This is a genomic window from Vibrio sp. Y176 (assembly GCF_033438945.1).
In genome coordinates, this window is sequence record NZ_JAWOQS010000021.1 from 1 (window position 1) to 20,644 (window position 20,644).

Consider the following 20,644-nt stretch of genomic DNA (forward strand, 5'->3'; position numbering starts at 1 on the left):
ACCAAACCAAGAAGCAGCAATAACAGATATACTTTCCAAATCCTGAAGTGTCATTTTTTCTCCATTTACATAACGCCGCATTAAGGTGTGAGCAACGCTACCACCTAACCTAATCCATACCACCGTAAACACGAAACCCAACGATGGAATGAAAAATGCCGTGCGTTGGGAATCACTCTTAAATGCTTTGTTAGGGCTATATTGCTTGCCTGAGTTTCCGATATTCACTAAACAATACAGGCAAAATACTTTCTCTAGTGTGTACACTTCTACTATGCCGTTCTTTCTTTTTGACTTCACTAAAAAAGTAGTCCGTACAGTTTTTAAGCCCAGCGTTCTCAAAATAGTCCGCGGAGTTACATTCAGGAATAGACAGCAAGCCTCCACTATCTTTATCGTATATAACTAGCTTGACCTGAAAAGACTCCAACATATGCTTAAGATCCTCATCAAATGTCATAAAAATGGGGATGAAATAGTCAGTTTTTGCCCCTAAACCAGAAGACATCAGGCGCTCCATTAGTCTAGGGGTTATCATATCCCAAGCAATGTTATCCAAATTCTTTAAAAGTTTCTTTTTGTTACCACCTTTTTGGATTTTCTTTAGTATCGGCAGCGACTTTGAATCACAGAAATACTCATGTGCTAATATCGCTTCTCGCTCCATATAAATTCCCACTTCACTGTGCATGAAGTCGAAAAATTCGAGCATTTTATTTCTGCCATTCTTGTTAGATGATAAATTTATCCGTAACATTCCGATAATACTCAGCAGGACTACTCTTTGAAAATCAGCAAACTGCGATAGGTAGTTTTTACCCTCACTTGACATGTAAAACCCAAATGTAGCATCAATAGCACGTCGAGCAGACTGTCTATAAGATAGAAGGAAATTAGGTCTTAATGTCCGACTATATTCTTTACTGTCAATACTTGAAAAGTAATGAAGACTAACAAGATTTTTCCTAAAGTTAATATTCAGACTTTTCCAAAATTCCAGTTTACTTTTTGCTGAGAAATTAGCAGATGGAAGAACGTGCTTAATATTTTCAATCATATAGAAAAGAAAATCAAAGTTAAGACCATCACGCAGAAGATCATCAATGATAGGTAATAGCTTGGGTCCGACAGTACCTAGAGGCTTCCCTCTAACAAGACTGTCGATATAGGAACAGATATTTGAGTCCATCATTACTGAGTGATCTATTGGAAATACATTAGTTCCTTTAATGAATATATTCTTAATCATTTCATCGTCGATGAAATATAGCTTATCTGACTTAAAATAAGGGATTAAGTAATTATCTGGCTTCTTTGTGTGTTTTTGGACACATTGAGGTAATACATTTCTATCGTAGTTATCGAGCTGAATCACACTACTCAAATTAGGGTACTGACCATTAAGCTTCCCCCAAGCCTCTAGGACATCAACAGGCTTGTCTGAAATTGATAGCTCCCCAATACACATGTTAACTTCGGAATTATTAAAGATGTTCAATATCTGCACTCCAATTTTGTAGCCCTAACGCCGCGTTAAGTGGTGAACAACGCCAACCACCAAACCTAAGCCATTTGTACCTTAAACACTTAAGCTGACTTGAACTTAAAGTGCCAAGCGTTGTGAATCCGTCTTAAACGCTTTGTTAGGGCTAATCTCGACTGGGGCCATCAACATTAATTGAGGGCATCAATGGCTTTAACTGCGTTTTTAACTGCCCAGACAGCATGACCTGACCGTAGCCCACACTATAAAAACTGTGTTCTGGAGCGAGTAAACTCTCTGTGTCAGTCATTCTGTATGTAGCTGTATAATTATTGATAGCCCAAAAAGGTTTCCCAAGAGCTTTCTCTATGTGCGCAATTTCGGAGTCTTTACTATCAACTAGATCAACTATGTCGTAAAAAGACAATTGAATATAACGATCTAGTTCATTCGGGTTATGAACCACGTTATTCACCCTTATAGTGCTGACTAGCTTTAGGTTACTAGCTTCAACTTCTCCGTAAAAGTGACTAATTTCACTCAAAGCGTGAGCTTGAAAATCATCAATTTCATTGCAAACAGATGCAAATGAAACAACTGAAGACACCAACACTAAAAATTTCACCATAATTCTCGCCATTTTTCCCTCAATAGCCCTAACGCCCTGTTAAGGTGTGAGCAACGCAATACCGATGCTCCCGCATACCACCTTAAACACTAAACGCAACGCATAGCAAAAATGCCAAGCGTTGCGAATCGCTCTTAAACAGATTGTTATGCCTTGCCCCACTCGGCTCGAAGGACTGCCAAAACAACTGTATCCCACCACTGTCCTTTGAAAAAACGATGCTCTCTAAAATGTGCTTCTTGGCGCATACCCAGAGACTTACAGAGCTTAATAGCTGGCAGGTTTTTGCTGATTGTCTCAGCATAAATGCGGTGAACTCCCAACTCCGAGAACCCGAAATCTGCTAGAGCCAAGGCGGCTTCATGACTTAACTTATTACCTTGAGAGACTCTGGAAAATGCACACCCCATCGAAGCCTGCTGATTATCCTCTAACCGTAAACAAACATTACCAACAAACTCACCTGATACCTTACGCTCGACAGCTAATTGGTATGATTTTCTTGGTTTCTCAGAAGCCTGAGCTATAAACAAGCGTGTTAACTCTCGGTATTTATTAGGGTCACAATCGCTTTCGTCATAAAAACGCTGATATTTAGCATCCTGAGACATAGCAACAAAAGCGTCTTCATCATTCGGAGTCATATCCCTAATAATCAGACGCTTAGTCTCGATTTTAAACATCGAAAGTTCCTTTTCCTTGTGAGGCATAACGCCCTGTTAAGGGGTGAGCAACGCAATACCTAAGCCACCGCATACCACCTTAATCACTTGAACCAACGCATAGTGAAAATGCCACGCGTTGCGAATCCCTCTTGAACAGTTTGTTAGGCGACATTTCTACGTTTAACTTCTTTCTCATACGAAGATTCGTTGTATAGCCAAATAGCCCAAAATGCGAAAAACATCCCGATCGTGTAAATGGAGTAATTAAGAGCATTATCCGATAAGAAAATCGTAATGCTTGCTGCATCAGAATATGGATAAAGGAAAATAACATTGAAAATCATGTACCAAATGGCTGTGACGAAAGTTGTTCTGAAAAGCCAATTTAAACATCCTTTCTTTCGCGATTTTTTCCAATCATCAAATGCTTTACCATTCATTAACCCACTCCTTTTCTGTTAACTGAAGTTAGATTCTCGCCAAGATACTATCACTACTCTATCGTTTATCTCATGTCGCCTAACGCCGCATTAAGTGGTGAACAACGCGACCACCCAAACCTAAACTTTGCCACATTTAGCACTAAAGCTGCCCTGAACTGAAATTGCCAAGCGTTGAGAATCCGTCTTAAATGCTTTGTTATAATTTGTTTGCACCATCTCATTTCAATACAAGAGCTTTCCAAAAGATATAGCCGTGAGAAAAAAAACAAACGAAAACAAAATTAGGTGGACTCTGCTGTACCGTAGTTGACAAAAAAGTTGATAATTGAGAGGGTTATTTAATTCAATATATCTTAAGTCGTATTCGGGAAGACTTAATGCACTAAGATCCCCAGAGGGAGCATTTCCTATACTGAGTTTGTATATTTCACCATCCGTAGTAAAAATACAAACGTTTTTAAATTGCTTAATCACCCCCACCCTTGGAAGATATACCTCGTAACCGTGAATTTCAATAAAGTCCACTTTGCACCTAGGAATGATCAATTCTCTTTCCCATAGCCAATTCGGTATGTATATGGCTGAACTAGTTAGCCTAAATGGTTTCACGTATTTTTTGACTAAATTATTAAGTACAAACATTTCTATCAAACACGCAAAAAAGTAAATCAACATTGGACCCAACATCATATCGAGTTGGTTGTCATCGAGTATTATAGAACTATCAAAAAGGAAAGGAACGAGCATCAGCAATGTAAAAGTTAATGGAAAAAGTATAATAACTCGACCAGTAACTACTTCATAAAAACTCGGGTAAATATCAAACTTACGCAAATTATTCTTCATTGACATCTTCCAAATTATAACGCCCTGTTAAGGTGTGAGCAACGCAATACCGATGCTACCGCATACCACCTTAAACACTAGACGCAACGCATAGTAAAAATGCCACGCGTTGCGAATCACTCTTAAACAGTTTGTTAGCAATATGTCTAACGCACCCACTTAATCTCTACTAAAGCCTCATACAACTCTGGGCGCATTACGAATTCATAGTGTCCATCTTGAGTATCTTCAGAAGCCGGATTTCCAGTTGAGATTGTCCAGAACCACATTGTGCTGCCATCGTTTCTTTTTGGCGGTTCATAATTTAGCACTTCTGCCAATTCATGCCCCAAAGTTCCATACTTTAAATTTGCAGTATTGTAATTTGGGAAGCCAACCACTTCGGCTAACTTAGTTGCTGTTATTGTCTGATTGTCGGACTTTGCCTGCGCCCGCAGCATTTCCAAATAACTAGTCGTGTCTCGAAACCGACTTTTATCTCTTAGCTTGATCAACGCATTGATAAACTCTTGTTTTGACGCTGTAGATTCACATTCCATTACTCTGTCTCCTAGCCAATCTATCGTGATAAAGATTAGTAAAAGACCTACACTTTTGCCTTATATTGCTAACGCCCAATTAAGGTGTGAAGCACGCGACCACAACACTTAATTTAACCACCGTAAACATTGAACTTGACCCACACTAAAAATGCCAAGCGTGCTGAATCACTCTTAAATTGTTTGTTATGTATATTTTTGTGTATGCTTTCGGATAAACCGCCTAAAATCTGCGGTAGAACCAAAATAGTTAGGGTAAGCTTTTTGGAGACTTTTAGCATTTTTAGCTGACAGGAGTACACAAACTAGTACATCAGGATCTTTTTCACATTTATTCAGTTCCTTCAATGCGTTAGGAGTCTGATCGAGTTTAAATGTCTCCACTCCAACTTCAAGCTTGAAAGTATTTTTGCCAGTAAATTTAGCAGAAGATAGAGAATTCGAGTGCAAAGTTACTAAGCACATACCGATATTTTTTGGTGATTTAAGCTCTTTTAGCCCACGAGTAGTTGCTTGTATACCCAGTGAAAAGTTTGATAGTTTTCTCTTAACGTCCAACGTCACTTCAAGTTCATGAAGCCTTTTTTCCAAAATCTCGACTTCTGTATTATCCAATACACATGCTTTTTCATCATGCGCTACTAGCTTGCCTGCAATTGCAAAAAACTCTCGCCAAATAGGGTGGCCTCCCATGCTCGTTTTGAGCTCAATCTGTTCAAGTGTATCAATTATTTCAAGACTTGTAGCCCAAGCATGTTGCAACTGAGTTCTTAGTTGCACTTCAACTTTTGTTTTCTTCCAGCTATGGTTATCTTCTGCGTCATCAAAACAACTATAGACGAGATGGATACCACCATATCCACTTTCCTTTGGAGTTAAATAGTCGGAAGTATGAATAATTTTATGAACTGAGCGGCTTTTTACCAATAATGCCTGAAGCTCTTTAAGTTGTTTCAGATTTTTGACTATCGCTCTACAACCACCGATGTCTTGCATACGTGTAAATTTTATAGCGTTATCACTTTTTCCATCTAATGACGGGCGTTCCAACTTGTTGATGATGGTAGGTAAGCGTTTCAACCGGCGCGCAACAAGTATTTCATCCGAGACTCTGTTAGACGTTCTAACCAAATGATTTTTCATTAACATTAGAGGGTAAGCATGAAGCTCTCGATAATTTTGGATTTTGTTTATTGCATCTTCCCTTGCTGCTCCTTCACACCCATGGCGAATATCTCTAGCAGCCTTGTCTATTGATTTTTTTGAATAACGAAGGGTTACCTTCTGATTTTCATATGCTTGACTTGCCATATACCTCTCCAAATATACATAACGCCGCATTAAGGTGTGAGCAACGCTACCACGAAACTAAACCTTACCACCGTAAACACAAAACCCAACGATGGAATGAAAAATGCCATGCGTTGGGAATCACTCTTAAATGCTTTGTTAGCTTAATATAGACTCAGGAGTGCTTTTTACTTTCTAGGCTTTTTACTCTTGCTTTGTACGCAAAATAAAAACCAACGAAGAAGAATGCATTCGTAGCCACGAGAGCCAATCCCGCAACCTCGGGTAAATTGTAGCCTGTTATCATTGAAAGAATATAGTACTGGGCACATGCAGCCATAACACACAAAGATAATGGACGAAGAAAAGTAGTACTCGGCGATAACTTTTCTTCAGAGAACATATACTGCATCAATAGCACATGCGAGAAATGAATTGTTGCCAATGACAATATCACTATTAGTATTAAAACTAGCATTACAAATCTTCCGGTTGAAGTAGACCTCTGCGAAGAAGCTCCTTCCGCGCATCTTTTGCATTTAAGTGTGTTTGATAAGCAATTACACTGACCATTACGACCAAGATTGCCGATGCTTTGCCTGCAACTTGTTTGGTCACTCCCAGTCTATTTGCAATCTGCGCAACTGGTGAGCTTGTAACTTGCTTTTTCAACTGAGTCGCAACCTCTTTGGAAGCACTTTTTACCCCTTGTTGCGCTGATGAAAGCAAAAATGCTGATATACCTGCTGCTGTGAGAGGGAGCGAGAAGTCTATGCCAAGACCTTTCAATATATTAGTCACATCCTTATTGGTATCAAAAAATTCTCTGAGCTCCCGATCAGAAAGTGACCATGAGAACCAGTATGGATTTGCAACCACTTGAGAAACTAAACCATATAGTGAAGCTTTCAACTGGCCATCGTTCAAAGCCAATATTAGCTTCAAAACTTCGGACTGTTTGTTCTTAGGTAACTCTCTATAAAGTACAATTCCTGTAATAATTGTAATTGCATTAGGCTCCTGTCTCATACGAGCTTCGTACTTTTCCATACCAATCAAATGCGTGTAGTACTTAACTGGATCTGCGGCAATTTTTGATTTGTGCACTCTCATAAAGCCTCCAATATAGATTTTGATAATGCTTAATACACTTATTGGAACTTGAGCACAAATATGCTTACTACTTTTTTGTTTAGTTTCACACAACATTGCAATTTATAAATAGCATAATTGCCTGACTACCTTGTTCATGAACTTAAATGTTAAGCTAACGCCGCGTTAAGTGGTGAACAACGCGACCACCTAACCTAAACCATTGTGCCGTAAACACTTAAGCTGATACAAACCAAAAATGCCAAGCGTTGTGAATCCGTCTTAAACGCTTTGTTAGCCGTTTTGGACGCCGACTATAGAAAAGTGGTGACTAGCGATATTGAAACCTTCGCGTAAATAGAACTTATGTGCTGGAAAACGCTGAACACCAGAATCCAAATGTATTTGTTCACAACCGCTTTCTAAAGCATATGTTTTAAACCAATCGATAATAAATTTACCTACTCCACTCGAACGAAATTGCGCATTAGTTACCAAGTCTTCAATGTAAATATGCTTACCCCAAGCAAGCTTTTCACCTACTCTAAAGCCTGCTGCTAATACGCCTTCTGGCGATTTGACATAGACGACTTGGTAACCATTTGATTGCTGCTTCTCGATCTGACCAGACAAAGTATCTAAGTTGTAATTTGGGCGAAGTTGTAACAACACTTCTAGGACTGACTCGTAATCAGAATTTTTCTCTAAAAATTGTACTTCCATGTTTTCTCCGTTTTGACGGCTAACGCCCTGTTAAGGTGTGAGCAACGCAATACCAAAGCCGCCGCATACCACCTTAAACGATAAACGCAACGCATAGTAAAAATGCCACGCGTTGCGAATCACTCTTAAACAGTTTGTTAGCTTTATTTTAGAGAAGGTCTCTTGAAAAATTGACCACATTATCTCCAAATACACTTATAGCATCGTTTCGTAGTGATTTAATGAGCAACCTCAGTTCAATCAGATCGTTACCGTAGTCTGATATTTCATCCTCATCGTCAGAGTTCTCACAAACATGTGCCCATTGCTTTTCCAATGACTCCAAACCTTCTAGGACTAATTTCATATCCGAAGATGCTAAATCTAAAGTTATCCGTCTCAAACTACTTTACCCTCTTTTTTAAACACCCTTGTTGCTTTCAAAGCCATCTCTTCCAGTAACCCCTTATACTTATCTAAAGGCATATTTGTGATAGGTGCGATACCGTAATGATGTGGCTTATCGTTTACAAGCTTTAGCCCCTGAGGAGGGCGCGTGTTGGGTGGAAACCTCCAAACCCACCCCGTCATATTAGATTGGTTAATCCCAGTCTTGTCAAACACACTGATCCCCTTTCCATTAGCAATAATTACCGTTATACCGTTTAACTGCATCGTGTCCACATCCCTAGCTCTCACATGCGATAGCTTGGGAGTTTCCTTATTACCTATCCTAAATAGTTCTTCGGGTAAGATGTAAAAATCTTTCGGAAACATAATTAACTCCAGATGAAACAAAACCTGAACATTAATTACGAACTAACAAGTGACCTAATTGTCGATATTAAATATACGATGGACTTAAAACTCGTGTGTAATAGCCATGAAAAGCTAACGCCGCGTTAAGTGGTGAACAACGCGACCACCTCACCTAAACCATTGTACCGTAAACACTTAAGCTGAATTAGACCAAAAATGCCAAGCGTTGTGAATCCGTCTTAAACGCTTTGTTATACAAACTTTTACAGCTTATCCGCCAACTTCTTAAGGTAAGATTTGGCTAGTTCATTTTTACCTCGGCTTAACCACTTTATACACTCTAAAAGCTCCCAGATTAAGCCTTGGTCACCATTTGTATATGCAGGAAAGTCTTCATGTTTTGGTGCTGGAGCATCGGTTAATCGTAGCTCCACAGCACCCGATTTATCAAATAGCACTTTGAAAGGTCTTGATATATCAAAAGGTTCGCTTAGATCTAGGCAATGAATCTCTGTGCTGGTTAAATCCGTAAATATGTACTTTGTAAAGTAAGCATTCTCGTTATGGAAGCCTTGATTACGATAGAAAATTTCTTTGCCACGCTCAAAAGCTGAGAAACACTCTTGTGTGGATTTATGGAATTCATTTTGAGTAAGAATCAAAATGTCAGCGTCAGATACTCGGTCACCCTTACCTGAAGCCAATGAGCCTAATAGCACTGCGGCAACCACATTGTCTTCGCAAATAAACGCAGAACAAGCAGATTTAACCAGTTCATTTTGAAGGGGAAGATTTTCAAGATTAAGTTCTTCTAAACTCACAGCTACCTCCGTTTGTATAACGCCCTGCTAAGGGGTGAGCAACGCAATACAAAAGCCGCCGCATACCACCTTAATCACTTAAACCAACGCATAGTAAAAATGCCACGCGTTGCGAATCCCTCTTGAGCAGTTTGTTAACTAACTACGATTTGTACTTATCTAGAAAGCTATAGCTCGGCTCGGGCATATTACGTGTATAGAAGGCTTCTGGAACATAATCCGTTTCAAACCCCAAGTGAAAACCGTATTTCTGGTAAGCAAGCTTTGCAAGTGCCAGTAACGGCATAGAAAAATAGCCAGTTAGCTCTTCTTTTAGTTTTTTTTGACTCCAATACTTGTGGTGCCCTTTGACCGCTTCATACATCGCTTGTTGATATTCCGCTTCACCACAACCTGATTGATTTAAGACCTTTGTCATCACATTAATCGTTGGTAAATTAATAAGGTTTGCGTGCTCAAAGGCTAAGCCCTCAAGATGCTCCGGCGTACTCACATCAATAAACTTTTGAATTAACGGCCTAACGTCACTAGATTTTATTCCCAGCATGACCATCTGCAGCTCTAAGAAGGTACGAGACCGAACATTATACCACTTAGTGTTTGGGTGATCGGCTAAGTTAGCAAGGTATTCTATGTCGCTCACTTGCTCACAGAATAAAGATAGCCAAGCTAAATCTATAAGATGTGCCCCACTGAGGGCACTCTGTTGTTCTTTCTTCGCTACTAGAGTCACCTCAGCTTTGGGAAGCACCACCGAAATCGTCTCTCCATCACTGAATAGCTGTGACTGTACTAATTTAATATCAAAGTACTGATGCATATCCATCGCTCTAAGACTCGATTCTATGTCACCAATCTTGTGGTAGAGACAACTTGTTAGAGAAAGACCTGCAAGGCTCACATCATATAAATCGACTTTCCCACTTTCATAGTAAAAATCAAAGTCATCAAGCAGTCGATTACATTTCATCCCATATGGGTTAGAAAGTCTCTTTAGGTAGTCTGCATGACATGGTATTGGTTTAAAGTGTTCTTTTGATGTCATATAAACATTTCTCTTTAATTTATAAACCGGATCCAAGGAGTTAGTTAACGCCTTGTTAAGGTGTGAGGCACGCAATACCGAAGCCTCCGCATAACGCCTTAACCACTAAAACCAACGCATAGTAAAAATGCCACGCGTGCCGAATCACTCTTGAACAATTTGTTAGCAGTTTTTTCTACACAAAATTATGCTTTTATCGCAAACACCGTTATGTGGTTTGAAGTTTCACGCTCATAGACACTGACATGAAGCACTTGGAACCCTGCTTTCTCTAGTTCAACAACTAGATCACTTTCAGAGGTAACATGACGATATGGACTGCCATCTCTATAAGTTTCATAGCTAATTTCATTTTTAGAGCACAAGCTACTGACAAAAAATACCCCATTTTCAGATAGTGAACGATAAACATGACCAAAAAATATGACTCGATCTGCACCGATAATGCAATGTAAGCAATTACCGTCAATGACAACATCATAACGTTCTGTAAGTTCAAGAGACGCTACCGTTAGGTCCGCTAAATAATAATTACCCTCGACTCCTGTTGCTCTGGCTTTTTCCTTTGCCCATTTAATTGCGGTTGGTGAAATATCTATACCTGCCACCTCAAAGCCTAACTTCTGGAAAGCTCTGCAATGATGTCCTTCACCGCAACCTAGTTCGAGCAGTTTACCTTGCACCGGTCGTTTAAATAGCTCGAGAAAACGCTCAACTAAAACTGCTTTAGACATTCGCTCGTTGCCACCCCAACCTTCCCAGCCAGCTTCGCGAGCTTCAACATACATGTCTTCATGAACTTGGTAGTTTTGTTTCATATTCATCCTTGACTGCTAACGCTTTGCTAAGGTGTGAGCAACGCTGCCACCTTACCTAGCACATTGTGCCATAAACACTAAACTAGCTTGAAGTGAAGGCGCCAAGCGTTGTGAATCACTCTTAAATTTATTGTTATGTGCGTAACTCGCCTATGAACGCCTTTGCCTTTTTGGGGCTTGTTATCCTTACGAATTTGATATGACTATACTTCGGATCATTAAGCAGTTCAGTGTAGCGAGTTCGGTTTTTACTGTATGTTTTCAACGTCCAAAGAATGATTGAGTCTTTGCTTAGAAAGGACTTTCTGAACGATTCAACATTGCCTGTTTTACCCCATAACTCCTGTTTGGTCGCTATGCGGATTAAAGTCCGTTTCACGGCTTGAAATAGTGTTCTTACAAATGAGTAATCTACCCAGACAATAGTATCAACTCTACTCCATTTGATTTCAGCGGTTCGGTTGTAATTGCCATCAAGAATCCACTGTTCGCCACTCAACCTATCAGCTAAGTTTGCAAAGAATTCTTCATCTGAAGATTCCTGCCAGTTGGGCTTCCAGAAAAGGGCATCCATTTCCAAATATGGGTATTTAAGCTCACTCGCGAGCATGCGACTAAAAGTGCTTTTTCCACTACCACTAGTGCCTATTACATTTATTCTTTTCATCGCCTGACCTAATTTTTTGCCCGAGCACATAACGCCCTGTTAAGGGGTGAGCAACGCAATACCGAAGCCGCTGCATACCACCTTAATCACTTAAACCAACGCACAGTAAAAATGCCACGCGTTGCGAATCCCTCTTGAACAGATTGTTATGTTTGTAGCCTAAGCCAATCGATTGTACTCACATATAATAGTTTTGAGGCTGCTACCAAATGGTACGTGCCAAACTGGATTACCTTGATCATCACTTGGTTCGGAATCGACTAACTTAGTGATAAAATTTTGTAGCCTAAGCTTAACTTCACCTGTAACTTTGACTCGATACGCTTCCCTTTGTACCTCAATCCAAAGGCTTCCTGATTTTATCTTTTTGTGCATCAACCTATATCGCTCACCGACATTTATCTTGGTTTGAATATTGTCCTTCGAACTCAGAGCTGATTGGATATTTGGATTCATTTAATTCCTCCCGAAAACATAACGCCCTGCTAAGGGGTGAGCAACGCAATACCGATGCCGCTGCATACCACCTTAATCACTAAATTCAACGCATAGTAAAAATGCCACGCGTTGCGAATCCCTCTTGAGCAGTTTGTTAGTCGCGAGGCACCGAGCGACAATTTTAAGCCGAACTAAACTTTGCGAACAACAAACTTTATGTGCTTTGATGCACTTAAGTCAGGCGTAGTCTCAAAGCGGCTACTCAATGAAACCACTTGGAACCAACAACGCCGTAGAAAACGGACTGACAACACCAAAAAGCGCTTTTGGAAAACCAATCTCACAGTGCGGACTTTCAACAAAGTCACTGAAACCACGTGGAACTTACCACACCAGAGAAAACGTCATTTCAGCGAGTAAATCGGCTTTTGTACCGACAAACTCACCGAGCGGAGTTGCAACCAAAAACAGACTCTTGATTACCCTGCTCTATCAGCACCAAAGAACAAAACAACCGCTAGAACAGTTACAAAACTTTGGACTTAAAACAGCTAAAACTAAGTTCTGATGATCGACGATTAATCGGTGTACCAAGCAAACAGCTGCTAAATATTAAGCTCAGAAACATGATTTTGATTGCTAACTTTTTCTGGCGACTAACGCCGCATTAAGGTGTGAGCAACGCTATCACTAAACTAAAACATACCACCGTAAACACAAAAGCCAACGATATAATGAAAAATGCCAAGCGTTGGGAATCACTCTTAAATGCTTTGTTAGCTTTCTGTTCGAAACACTACAGCTCAATTTTTAGCAGACATATTAATCTACGCTTCGGATTGAAATTCCCTCAAGTCGTTCAAGTAAGCTCTCGCCATATGGAACTAGCGCTACTTGTGGATTTGAGTTCATATATAAACTCAAAGCACGAACAAGAGCTTCTTTAGCATGAGATAATCGTTCAACTTCTCCTCCATTGAAATCCGTAAAAACTATTCCTTGTAATTCATTTAACCATTTTGAAAACGAATCGGGCTCTGATGAAAGCACTGCTAGCGTAATATAGGTATGATGAGTCAAGGCAACTAACAACAAAAGGGACACCTCTCCAGAAACAGCACCATCCCTGTGAACCCATATTTCACCCAGAGTATTTATTGTAGGGACAACTATTTTCGATTCATCACTTTCCAAGTGTTCTTGAATTAAAAAATAATTATTTTTCATCCAGAGAAGGTTGAGCTCTGTACGTGGGATGGATGCGATCACAGAACTTGAAAACATTAGAAAAATTAAAATCAAAATATTTTTTAACATGAATCATTTCTCCAGTTGATTTGTTACTCTAATCTCAATTTCTTTATACTTACCAATCTCTAAAAAATTTCTTTTAACGCCACTTTACTATTGCTTACATAATAATAAGAATCTTTTAACACTCCCCAACTTTTACCTGGCATTAGGCAGCCTTCGGTATTTTTGTGATAATTGCCTGCGTGAATCAAAACATAAGTCCGTCCTGGAACATTTTTTAATTCGTACACATTTTTATATTTGGTACCACTAAATGGTTCCACTTTGTATGTACCAGCCGAAATTCTTTTGTCTGAACCCTCAACTATCGAGTCAGGACCTCCTGGTTCGAGAACAAACCAACTCTTGTCGACACCTTCAATAGTTAGTTTTCCTAACGTTGTCTCTCCATACTGTTTTATGCGTCTGAGATTTAATATTTCTTTGATTTTTTTGCCAGTCATTTATTTGATCCTCACATTAAATTGAGGAAATACTAGCTGAAATAACTTAATTACATGCCTCCAAGAGTCCCTTTTTCGGCAAGTATCAAAGCAACATTGTACTTGACAATTCTAACTCTTACATTTAACGATTGGATTGATAAAGCTAACGCCGCGTTAAGGGGCGACAACGCTATGCCCCGAAACTTAAAGATTGTGCCGTAAACACATAAGCCAAACTTTGGACTAAAACCGCCAAGCGTTGGGAGTCCCTCTTAAACGCTTTGTTATACGTAATTTCGTCGATTTCTTAATAGCTTGGAAGCATCATACTAAATTAAGCTCAGAACAAAAGTCACTAAGATAGGCAGTAAAATACACAACTGAACCAACTTAGTACTTGAAGCGTTATTCTTGTACAAAACGACAATGGAAATTATCCAAATTACTATTGCCAGGTAGCTTAGGTAGTCATCCAAGTCGTTATAATGCTGAAATTTAGAAAGAACTTCCACCATAGACGATTCCGGGGTTGCTTCTAGCTTCATTATTTCCGCATTGGCAACATGACCATAGTATTTCGACCAGCATATTAATACCAGCTGAGTCATTAATGTAACAACTGAGAATATCTTCATACTTCCATTACGTATAACGCCCAATTAAGGTGTGAAGCACGCGACCACCACACCGGATTTGACCACCGTAAACACTGAACTTGACTCAAACCCAAAATGCCAAGCGTGCTGAATCACTCTTAAATTGTTTGTTAGCAGGAGGCCTACAACACGAGTTTAAACCCTTTATGTGTTGCTTTGAATCCAAGTCTTTCATAAAACCCGATTGCATACGAGCACTCTTTGTCAGTTGTTAACTGAACGATTGTATAGCCTTTGCTTTTTGCCAGTTCATTAGCATGTGCGAACATTTGCTCACCGAAACCTTATCCACGATAGTCACTATGGCTTCGAACACCTTAAATAAGACAAGGCCAACTGTTATTTTTCCTGCTAGTTTGGCTTGTTAGCAGTACTGCTTGATGCCTTTGCATTATCTAGTAACTTACCTACCAACAACGCCGATAGGTCAGAAGTAGGATGACCGGGCAACGGACTCTGTACCGAGCCGTTATTTGAAGCTCCACCTTTAACATTGAAGGCATCAACAGTAAGTGAAGAAATAATTTGATCTATAGCCCTTTCATCAAAAGATTGAGCGATATTTAAACGAGCAAATGCCAATTTGTAGTGCTCATATTTTGATATTTCGGTTAAGTGATATCTATGTAGAGCCATTAGCACCCCAAAAGCTACAACACAGAATGCAGAAAGAGTTAAAGTAGAACTTGTTGATGCCGCATCAGGGCGTAAACCATAGCTGTAGAATACAACCATTGCACCAAACATTAATGCTGCTAAGGAAAGCATGAAATGAAATTGTGATCTCCTTTGATGATGCTTGAGTCGTTCAGAGCAAAAACCTATAGCTCCATCTATTCCTGATATATTTTCGTTATTCATTAGTACTCCATTATACTGCTAACGCCCTGTTAAGGGGTGAGCAACGCAATACCGAAGTCGCCGCAGACCACCTTAAACACTAAAACCAACGCATAGTAAAAATGCCACGCGTTGCGAATCCCTCTTAAACAGTTTGTTATGTGTGTTTTTCTTGCAGTGCCTCGAAAGCTAACTCTTCAAACTCACCCGTTAACTCAGTGCCTAATTCATCTTGTAATTTGTAGCAAATCTGATGCTTACCGATAGCTGCGCTACCCTCTAAACCAAGTAGAATTGTATACAGAGCATCCGTCAAAGACTCATCCACAACGCCTTTTATTACATCTAACTGCTTCGCATCGATACCAGCGTCTTCCAACGTATTTAGGCGAAATATTTCTGAATCCTTCGAAAAATAGCCTTCAACTAGCTCACGTTTGAGCTCAGAGAACTCATTTACAAATTCCTCAGAAGATATTGAGATTTTCACTTTTGTTACAATTCCTTCTAAACACATAACGCCCTGTTAAGGTGTGAGCAACGCAATACCGAAGCTCCCGCATACCACCTTAAACACTAAACACAACGCATAGTGAAAATGCCACGCGTTGCGAATCACTCTTAAACAGTTTGTTATGCTACTGCTAACATTGAACCCATTTACGCTTACTGCCTTTAGAACGCTGTATTTTATTTGCTTTAGAAAGCTCATTAATTGCTTTAGAAAAGTCTGATTTTGACAGCCCTAAATGCTTTTGTAAGCTAGGGTCTAGAGGCCTAGGAGACTTTAACGCAGAATATACTCTGTCTTGAGGTGTTTTTTTAGGGGGTGTTGCTTTATGCAGGTTAACAACTGTTTCGTCCTTAGTTCGGACCGCCCTGCAAGTTGCACCTATTTGGTCACATTGAAACTCAAAAGCCGCTATTAAACTTTCGTCATTAGTATAGAGTTCAAAGTTAACCGAACCAAACTGCTTCTTTTCCAACGATGACAAAACTCTAGAAAGATAAGCGATTATGTAAAAGTCAGCTTGGTTTGAAGCTGTAGGATAGTCAGATAAGCATAGGAACAAAGACTTTTCACAAACTAGTTTTACGGCTTCAGATTTCGAGAAAACAAAAACTTTATCAACTACTGTAGCTTTAACTTTCTCTAACTCTTTTAAACCAATATTCTCCGCGTCTACAAAGATCATTTTCATATCATTCTGCCCTTTTCGCCCAACCAGAACAACTTTATACAAGGCACACCCAAATATCAATCAAGTAGCATAACGCCGCGTTAAGTAGTGAGCGACGCCTGCACCTAACCTAAACCATTGCACCTTAAACACAAAACTCAATTTGAACTGAGAGTGCCACGCGTTGCGAATCTGCCTTAAACGCTTTGTTATGCTTGGGCTATCGATAGCCTCATTTTCAAACTCTGCGTCGTTTCACCATTAGGCAAAGTAATTTCCTCACCTTCACCTACGTAGCTAAACCCAACCTTTTCGTAGAGTTTTCTAGCTGCAATATTGGACTTATAAACTTCAAGCCTGAGCTCTTTGTAACCAAACCTTTTGCTGTCTGAAATGACCTGTTTCAGTAATTTTTTTCCAAGACCTTTACCTCTAAGGTCTGCATGAACTTGTGCACCAACAAATCCAACATCATCGCACTCTAAGCCGCACATTGAACCCGGAAATGCCTCAATACTCGCCACCACCTTTCCGTCTGATAAAGCAACAAAATTGGGGAATTTAAGCTGTTCGACTTTACAGAGCACTTTGAAAACTTTCTCTTTTGGTGGAGGAGGACTTCTAAGGTAAGCCCCTTCATCAAACACACCTTGCCACAGAGATACAAAGCTATCTAAATCATCCTGATTGATTCGTCTAATTTCCATATTTTCCTCTAAAGCATAACGCCGCGTTAAGTAGTGAGCAACGCTACCCCTAGCTAAGCCATTGTGCCGTAAACACTAAAGCTGAATCAAACTGAAAATACCGAGCGTTGCGAATCTGTCTTAAACGCTTTGTTAGGTATTTTTTCTCGTTGTTTTTTGGGGAACCGTTTATATTCTTTATCTAAAAACTCCAAAAGATCAATTAAAGTGTTTTGCACTGGTATTAGTCTATTTCTTTCATATTCATTTTCATTAATGTAACATTCAACTTTACTTTTGAGCTGATTTATTAGTAATTCATCTTCGTTATCCAATATTTTTAAAAACTTAGCATAGCCAATACATACGTACTTTCCACGACTCTGCTCCATCATTAGCTCACCAATCCCTCGTTGCTCGCCACTCCAAATCATTAATGGGTCGTCAAACTGCCCCCGATCCCCATGCCACAATCCAATCATTTTGTCATTGATTTTTGAGAATTCTTTTGTTTTGCTAGGGGCATCCATTTCAATAAATTGAATCTCCCTTTTAATTATTTCTATCCATGCAAAATATTGCGCTATTACAAATACAGTATTGTTGATTAGGTAATTTTTTTCACTGCCATCACCAATTTCCTTTACAAAATACAAATCTATGACTCGATTTGATACAAGATTGTAAATCCTACTCTGTAGTTCATATGCCGCGTGCAATAAAGGAGCTTTATAGTTTTGCATTATCATTTCTAACTCAAATAACCGATCACTATCCTTACTTTCTTGAACTAACCTAGCCTTGACTCGCTCAAGCTCTTCATTATTATTCTTTAGTAACGTTGCCTTATAGCCTTCTATAGCTTCATTATTGTCTCTCAATAGTGAAGCTTTATAACCTTCTATAGTTTTACTATTGTCGAGCTGTAGCTTCGCTTTATGATCCGCAAGGTCTTTTTTAAAACGGTTATCAACTAGTAACTTTGACAAATAAACTAATATTGGGACACCGATTGCCGACGATGCTACTGTTGTTAACAATATATTTAAAATTTCCATTTATTCCTCGTTGTTAATTTGTACCTAACGCCGCATTAAGGCGTGAGCAACGCAGCCACCAAACCTAGACCACAGCGCCGTAAACACGAAACCCAACCTTGAACTGAAAATGCCAAGCGTTGGGAATCACTCTTAAATGCTTTGTTATGTACGTTGTACCGAACGCACTGGTACCCAACCAATTTCACCCGTTGACCTCGAAACTCGATACCACTCATTGAGTTCGAATAGCACTGATAGTTTTTCACCAATGACAGTATTAAGCTCAACATTGTCATAGTCTTCAAGCAAGATACCTTCTGAGCTTCCTTCAATCTTCTCGATATATTGAACTGGAGCCCAACCCTGCTCCCCTTCGACACTGGTTATAAAGATCCAGTTGGGAAACTCGTCGTCAATTGTACCTAGAGCTACTTTCTCACCTTGCTTCAAATAAAACGGATTGGGATATTCTGAGACGTGTTTTTCAGTAGTAACAACTTCCATATTTTCTCCAAAGTACATAACGCCGCATTAAGGTGTGAGCAACGCTACTACGAAACTTAACCTTACCACCGTAAACACAAAACCCAACGATGGAATGAAAAATGCCATGCGTTGGGAATCACTCTTAAATGCTTTGTTATGTGAAACTAGACATCCAATGCCTAACGAACTTGCTCTCTTTAGATAGTGTGTCAGCTTTTTCCTCTAGCAATTTAGCTAGCTTAAGCATCGTTTGTTTATTCATTGTTAGAGACAATTCGTCAACCATTTCACATAATCTATCATCATCATAACTAAATAAATGGTTAATAATACTCTCAGACAATGTTTCAAGGAAGGCTTCAACACTCCCTGAAACTCTGCTGTAGAACTTATCTAATGACTCATAGGTAAAGACATCTAAGTCTTTAAACTCTTTGATTCCAAGTCGATTAACTTCACCATCAATTACATGTGAATGCTTAATGTTGTTATTTACAACTCTCAATTGATTGATATTATCGTACCCAGACAAACGCCCGTAACTGATGTTTTTGGAATTAAAGAATGACTTAACATTTTCCCATAAATATAGTTCTCTAGTATTCACATTTTCAAAAGCCACGTTAATGAGCTCTTTTTGAACAATTTCAAAGCTTTTAAATAGCGATATAATTTTCATTTCAGACAAGGAAAGCAGTTGGTCTTCTAACATTTGTACGTCGTAATAATGCTCAGCTTGCTCACCTATAATATCCATCGCTTCGTCAGATGGTTGCACAGGGTAACCATCTTTTTCCATTATTTCATGATAGCGTTCACCTGCACTTTCATAATCATCTTTAGCTTTAGTTAACTGCCCATCTATAGCAATTACACTTTCTTCTACAGCCTTGACATACAATGTATTCAAACGTCTTGCAACATTACGTATCTCACTCTTCCGTTGAGCTAACTTGTTGTTTTGATTTAAAAGAATACTCAAACTACACTCCCAATCTGTTGTTTCACATAACGCCCTGTTAAGGTGTGAGCAACGCAATACCGATGCTGCCGCATACCACCTTAATCACTTAAAACAACGCATAGTGAAAATGCCACGCGTTGCGAATCACTCTTAAACAGTTTGTTAGCTATGTTTTTCCAACGCCTCTCGGAGTTTAGCTATCGTATGTTGACTGTAGACTTTAATACCATTGCGCTCTAACAATGCAGTGGCTACCCCTGAACCATCGATTTTAATCCCGTTGAATGTGCCATCATAAATTTTTGAACTGCCACAGGAAGGACTGCCTTCTGCAAGAATCTCGTACTTTATTTGCTGGTTTTTGCAAAGTTCCAAAGCCTTTTCTGCCCCACTTACAAATTGTTCCGTAACATCGATGCCATCATTTCCAACAACGTTTGCCAAACCATCCAGCACATCAACACCTTTACCAGTAATAATTTCAGCTGGTGCTCTAGGAATAGGTAAACCTGCTGATACTTCGGGGCAAAAAATCACTAGTTCTGTGTATGACTTTAGCCAGAGCAACTCAGGCTCTGGGATTGATAAACAGCTCGCATTGTATCTAACGTTGTTTCCAACCAAACATGAACTAACGAGAACTTTTACCACTGGAACTCCTTTATATACGAGAAATAGCTAACGCCTTGTTAAGGTGTGAGGCGCGCAATACCGAAGCTTCTGCATACCACCTTAACCGCTAAAACCAACGCATAGTCAAAATGCCACGCGTGCCGAATCACTCTTGAACAATTTGTTAGCATACTTTTTCAACGC

At 39.5% G+C, this 20,644-nt stretch carries 26 protein-coding genes and 1 pseudogene; 1 reads left to right on the plus strand and 26 read right to left on the minus strand.

Going from position 1 to position 20,644, the window contains the following annotated elements; translation table 11 throughout:
• The 15 genes from R7O13_RS23105 to R7O13_RS23175 all read right to left on the minus strand — a co-directional run.
• Positions 1-228 (minus strand): hypothetical protein (locus R7O13_RS23105; protein ID WP_318304759.1); only part of this gene is annotated, 228 nt, incomplete at its 3' end.
• Positions 197-1,498 (minus strand): hypothetical protein, encoded by a 1,302-nt coding sequence (locus R7O13_RS23110; RefSeq protein WP_031778950.1) that lies wholly within the window; start codon positions 1,496-1,498, stop codon positions 197-199. The genes R7O13_RS23110 and R7O13_RS23105, both read right to left, overlap by 32 nt.
• Before the next feature lie 151 nt (positions 1,499-1,649).
• Positions 1,650-2,123: a hypothetical protein gene (locus R7O13_RS23115; protein WP_318304760.1), complete on the minus strand. Its 474-nt coding sequence runs from the start codon at positions 2,121-2,123 to the stop codon at positions 1,650-1,652.
• Positions 2,124-2,257: 134 nt separating this feature from the next.
• A complete protein-coding gene (locus R7O13_RS23120; RefSeq protein ID WP_318304761.1) occupies positions 2,258-2,794 on the minus strand; it encodes a GNAT family protein in 537 nt (178 codons plus the stop codon).
• A gap of 143 nt (positions 2,795-2,937) precedes the next feature.
• Positions 2,938-3,216, minus strand: a complete 279-nt coding sequence (locus R7O13_RS23125; protein WP_213894485.1) for a hypothetical protein — start codon at positions 3,214-3,216, stop codon at positions 2,938-2,940.
• 995 nt (positions 3,217-4,211) lie between these two features.
• Positions 4,212-4,604, minus strand: a complete 393-nt coding sequence (locus R7O13_RS23130) for a hypothetical protein (RefSeq protein WP_005464480.1) — start codon at positions 4,602-4,604, stop codon at positions 4,212-4,214.
• A gap of 186 nt (positions 4,605-4,790) precedes the next feature.
• A complete protein-coding gene (locus R7O13_RS23135; protein WP_318304762.1) occupies positions 4,791-5,915 on the minus strand; it encodes a RelA/SpoT domain-containing protein in 1,125 nt (374 codons plus the stop codon).
• 456 nt (positions 5,916-6,371) lie between these two features.
• A complete protein-coding gene (locus tag R7O13_RS23140; RefSeq protein WP_151514891.1) occupies positions 6,372-7,007 on the minus strand; it encodes a hypothetical protein in 636 nt (211 codons plus the stop codon).
• A 273-nt stretch (positions 7,008-7,280) separates the two neighbouring features.
• The gene (locus R7O13_RS23145) at positions 7,281-7,709 is read right to left on the minus strand and encodes a GNAT family N-acetyltransferase (RefSeq protein ID WP_318304763.1); all 429 of its coding nucleotides are present in this window, start codon (positions 7,707-7,709) and stop codon (positions 7,281-7,283) included.
• A gap of 378 nt (positions 7,710-8,087) precedes the next feature.
• A complete protein-coding gene (locus R7O13_RS23150; RefSeq protein ID WP_025611528.1) occupies positions 8,088-8,465 on the minus strand; it encodes a hypothetical protein in 378 nt (125 codons plus the stop codon).
• A gap of 245 nt (positions 8,466-8,710) precedes the next feature.
• Entirely contained in the window at positions 8,711-9,268 is a 558-nt protein-coding gene (locus R7O13_RS23155; protein WP_318304764.1) for a nucleotidyltransferase domain-containing protein, read from the minus strand.
• A gap of 142 nt (positions 9,269-9,410) precedes the next feature.
• Complete coding sequence (locus R7O13_RS23160; protein ID WP_139124714.1) at positions 9,411-10,313, minus strand: Imm49 family immunity protein; 903 nt, start codon at positions 10,311-10,313, stop codon at positions 9,411-9,413.
• A 185-nt stretch (positions 10,314-10,498) separates the two neighbouring features.
• A complete protein-coding gene (locus tag R7O13_RS23165; protein ID WP_318304765.1) occupies positions 10,499-11,137 on the minus strand; it encodes a class I SAM-dependent methyltransferase in 639 nt (212 codons plus the stop codon).
• 127 nt (positions 11,138-11,264) lie between these two features.
• The gene (locus R7O13_RS23170) at positions 11,265-11,798 is read right to left on the minus strand and encodes a shikimate kinase (protein WP_213894647.1); all 534 of its coding nucleotides are present in this window, start codon (positions 11,796-11,798) and stop codon (positions 11,265-11,267) included.
• Positions 11,799-11,957: 159 nt separating this feature from the next.
• Positions 11,958-12,254 carry a hypothetical protein gene (locus tag R7O13_RS23175; protein WP_213887012.1) on the minus strand — a complete coding sequence of 99 codons (297 nt, stop codon included), beginning with the start codon at positions 12,252-12,254 and terminating at the stop codon, positions 11,958-11,960.
• 247 nt (positions 12,255-12,501) lie between these two features.
• Between R7O13_RS23175 and R7O13_RS23180 the strand changes: the two genes are divergently transcribed.
• The gene (locus tag R7O13_RS23180) at positions 12,502-12,804 is read left to right on the plus strand and encodes a hypothetical protein (protein WP_213894564.1); all 303 of its coding nucleotides are present in this window, start codon (positions 12,502-12,504) and stop codon (positions 12,802-12,804) included.
• A 254-nt stretch (positions 12,805-13,058) separates the two neighbouring features.
• Here the strand turns inward: R7O13_RS23180 and R7O13_RS23185 are convergent, their stop codons facing one another.
• From R7O13_RS23185 to R7O13_RS23240, 11 genes and pseudogenes are all read right to left on the minus strand, one after another.
• Positions 13,059-13,553 (minus strand): hypothetical protein, encoded by a 495-nt coding sequence (locus tag R7O13_RS23185; RefSeq protein ID WP_213964739.1) that lies wholly within the window; start codon positions 13,551-13,553, stop codon positions 13,059-13,061.
• 59 nt (positions 13,554-13,612) lie between these two features.
• Complete coding sequence (locus R7O13_RS23190; RefSeq protein WP_250155448.1) at positions 13,613-13,993, minus strand: DUF5675 family protein; 381 nt, start codon at positions 13,991-13,993, stop codon at positions 13,613-13,615.
• Positions 13,994-14,753: 760 nt separating this feature from the next.
• Positions 14,754-14,966 (minus strand): annotated as a pseudogene (locus tag R7O13_RS23195) (GNAT family N-acetyltransferase); the annotation flags it as partial.
• Positions 14,967-14,982: 16 nt separating this feature from the next.
• Complete coding sequence (locus tag R7O13_RS23200; RefSeq protein WP_029845552.1) at positions 14,983-15,492, minus strand: hypothetical protein; 510 nt, start codon at positions 15,490-15,492, stop codon at positions 14,983-14,985.
• 136 nt (positions 15,493-15,628) lie between these two features.
• Positions 15,629-15,961, minus strand: coding sequence for a hypothetical protein (locus R7O13_RS23210; protein WP_318304766.1), 333 nt, complete (start codon positions 15,959-15,961; stop codon positions 15,629-15,631).
• Positions 15,962-16,115: 154 nt separating this feature from the next.
• Positions 16,116-16,673, minus strand: coding sequence for a hypothetical protein (locus R7O13_RS23215; protein ID WP_130250989.1), 558 nt, complete (start codon positions 16,671-16,673; stop codon positions 16,116-16,118).
• Between the two features lie 188 nt (positions 16,674-16,861).
• Entirely contained in the window at positions 16,862-17,359 is a 498-nt protein-coding gene (locus R7O13_RS23220) for a GNAT family N-acetyltransferase (RefSeq protein ID WP_213964657.1), read from the minus strand.
• 86 nt (positions 17,360-17,445) lie between these two features.
• A complete protein-coding gene (locus tag R7O13_RS23225; protein WP_318304767.1) occupies positions 17,446-18,396 on the minus strand; it encodes a hypothetical protein in 951 nt (316 codons plus the stop codon).
• 144 nt (positions 18,397-18,540) lie between these two features.
• A complete protein-coding gene (locus tag R7O13_RS23230; RefSeq protein WP_029807792.1) occupies positions 18,541-18,882 on the minus strand; it encodes an SH3 domain-containing protein in 342 nt (113 codons plus the stop codon).
• A gap of 136 nt (positions 18,883-19,018) precedes the next feature.
• Positions 19,019-19,846: a hypothetical protein gene (locus tag R7O13_RS23235; RefSeq protein ID WP_172563621.1), complete on the minus strand. Its 828-nt coding sequence runs from the start codon at positions 19,844-19,846 to the stop codon at positions 19,019-19,021.
• Positions 19,847-19,990: 144 nt separating this feature from the next.
• Complete coding sequence (locus R7O13_RS23240; RefSeq protein ID WP_318304768.1) at positions 19,991-20,479, minus strand: DUF523 domain-containing protein; 489 nt, start codon at positions 20,477-20,479, stop codon at positions 19,991-19,993.
• Positions 20,480-20,644: the final 165 nt, after the last annotated feature.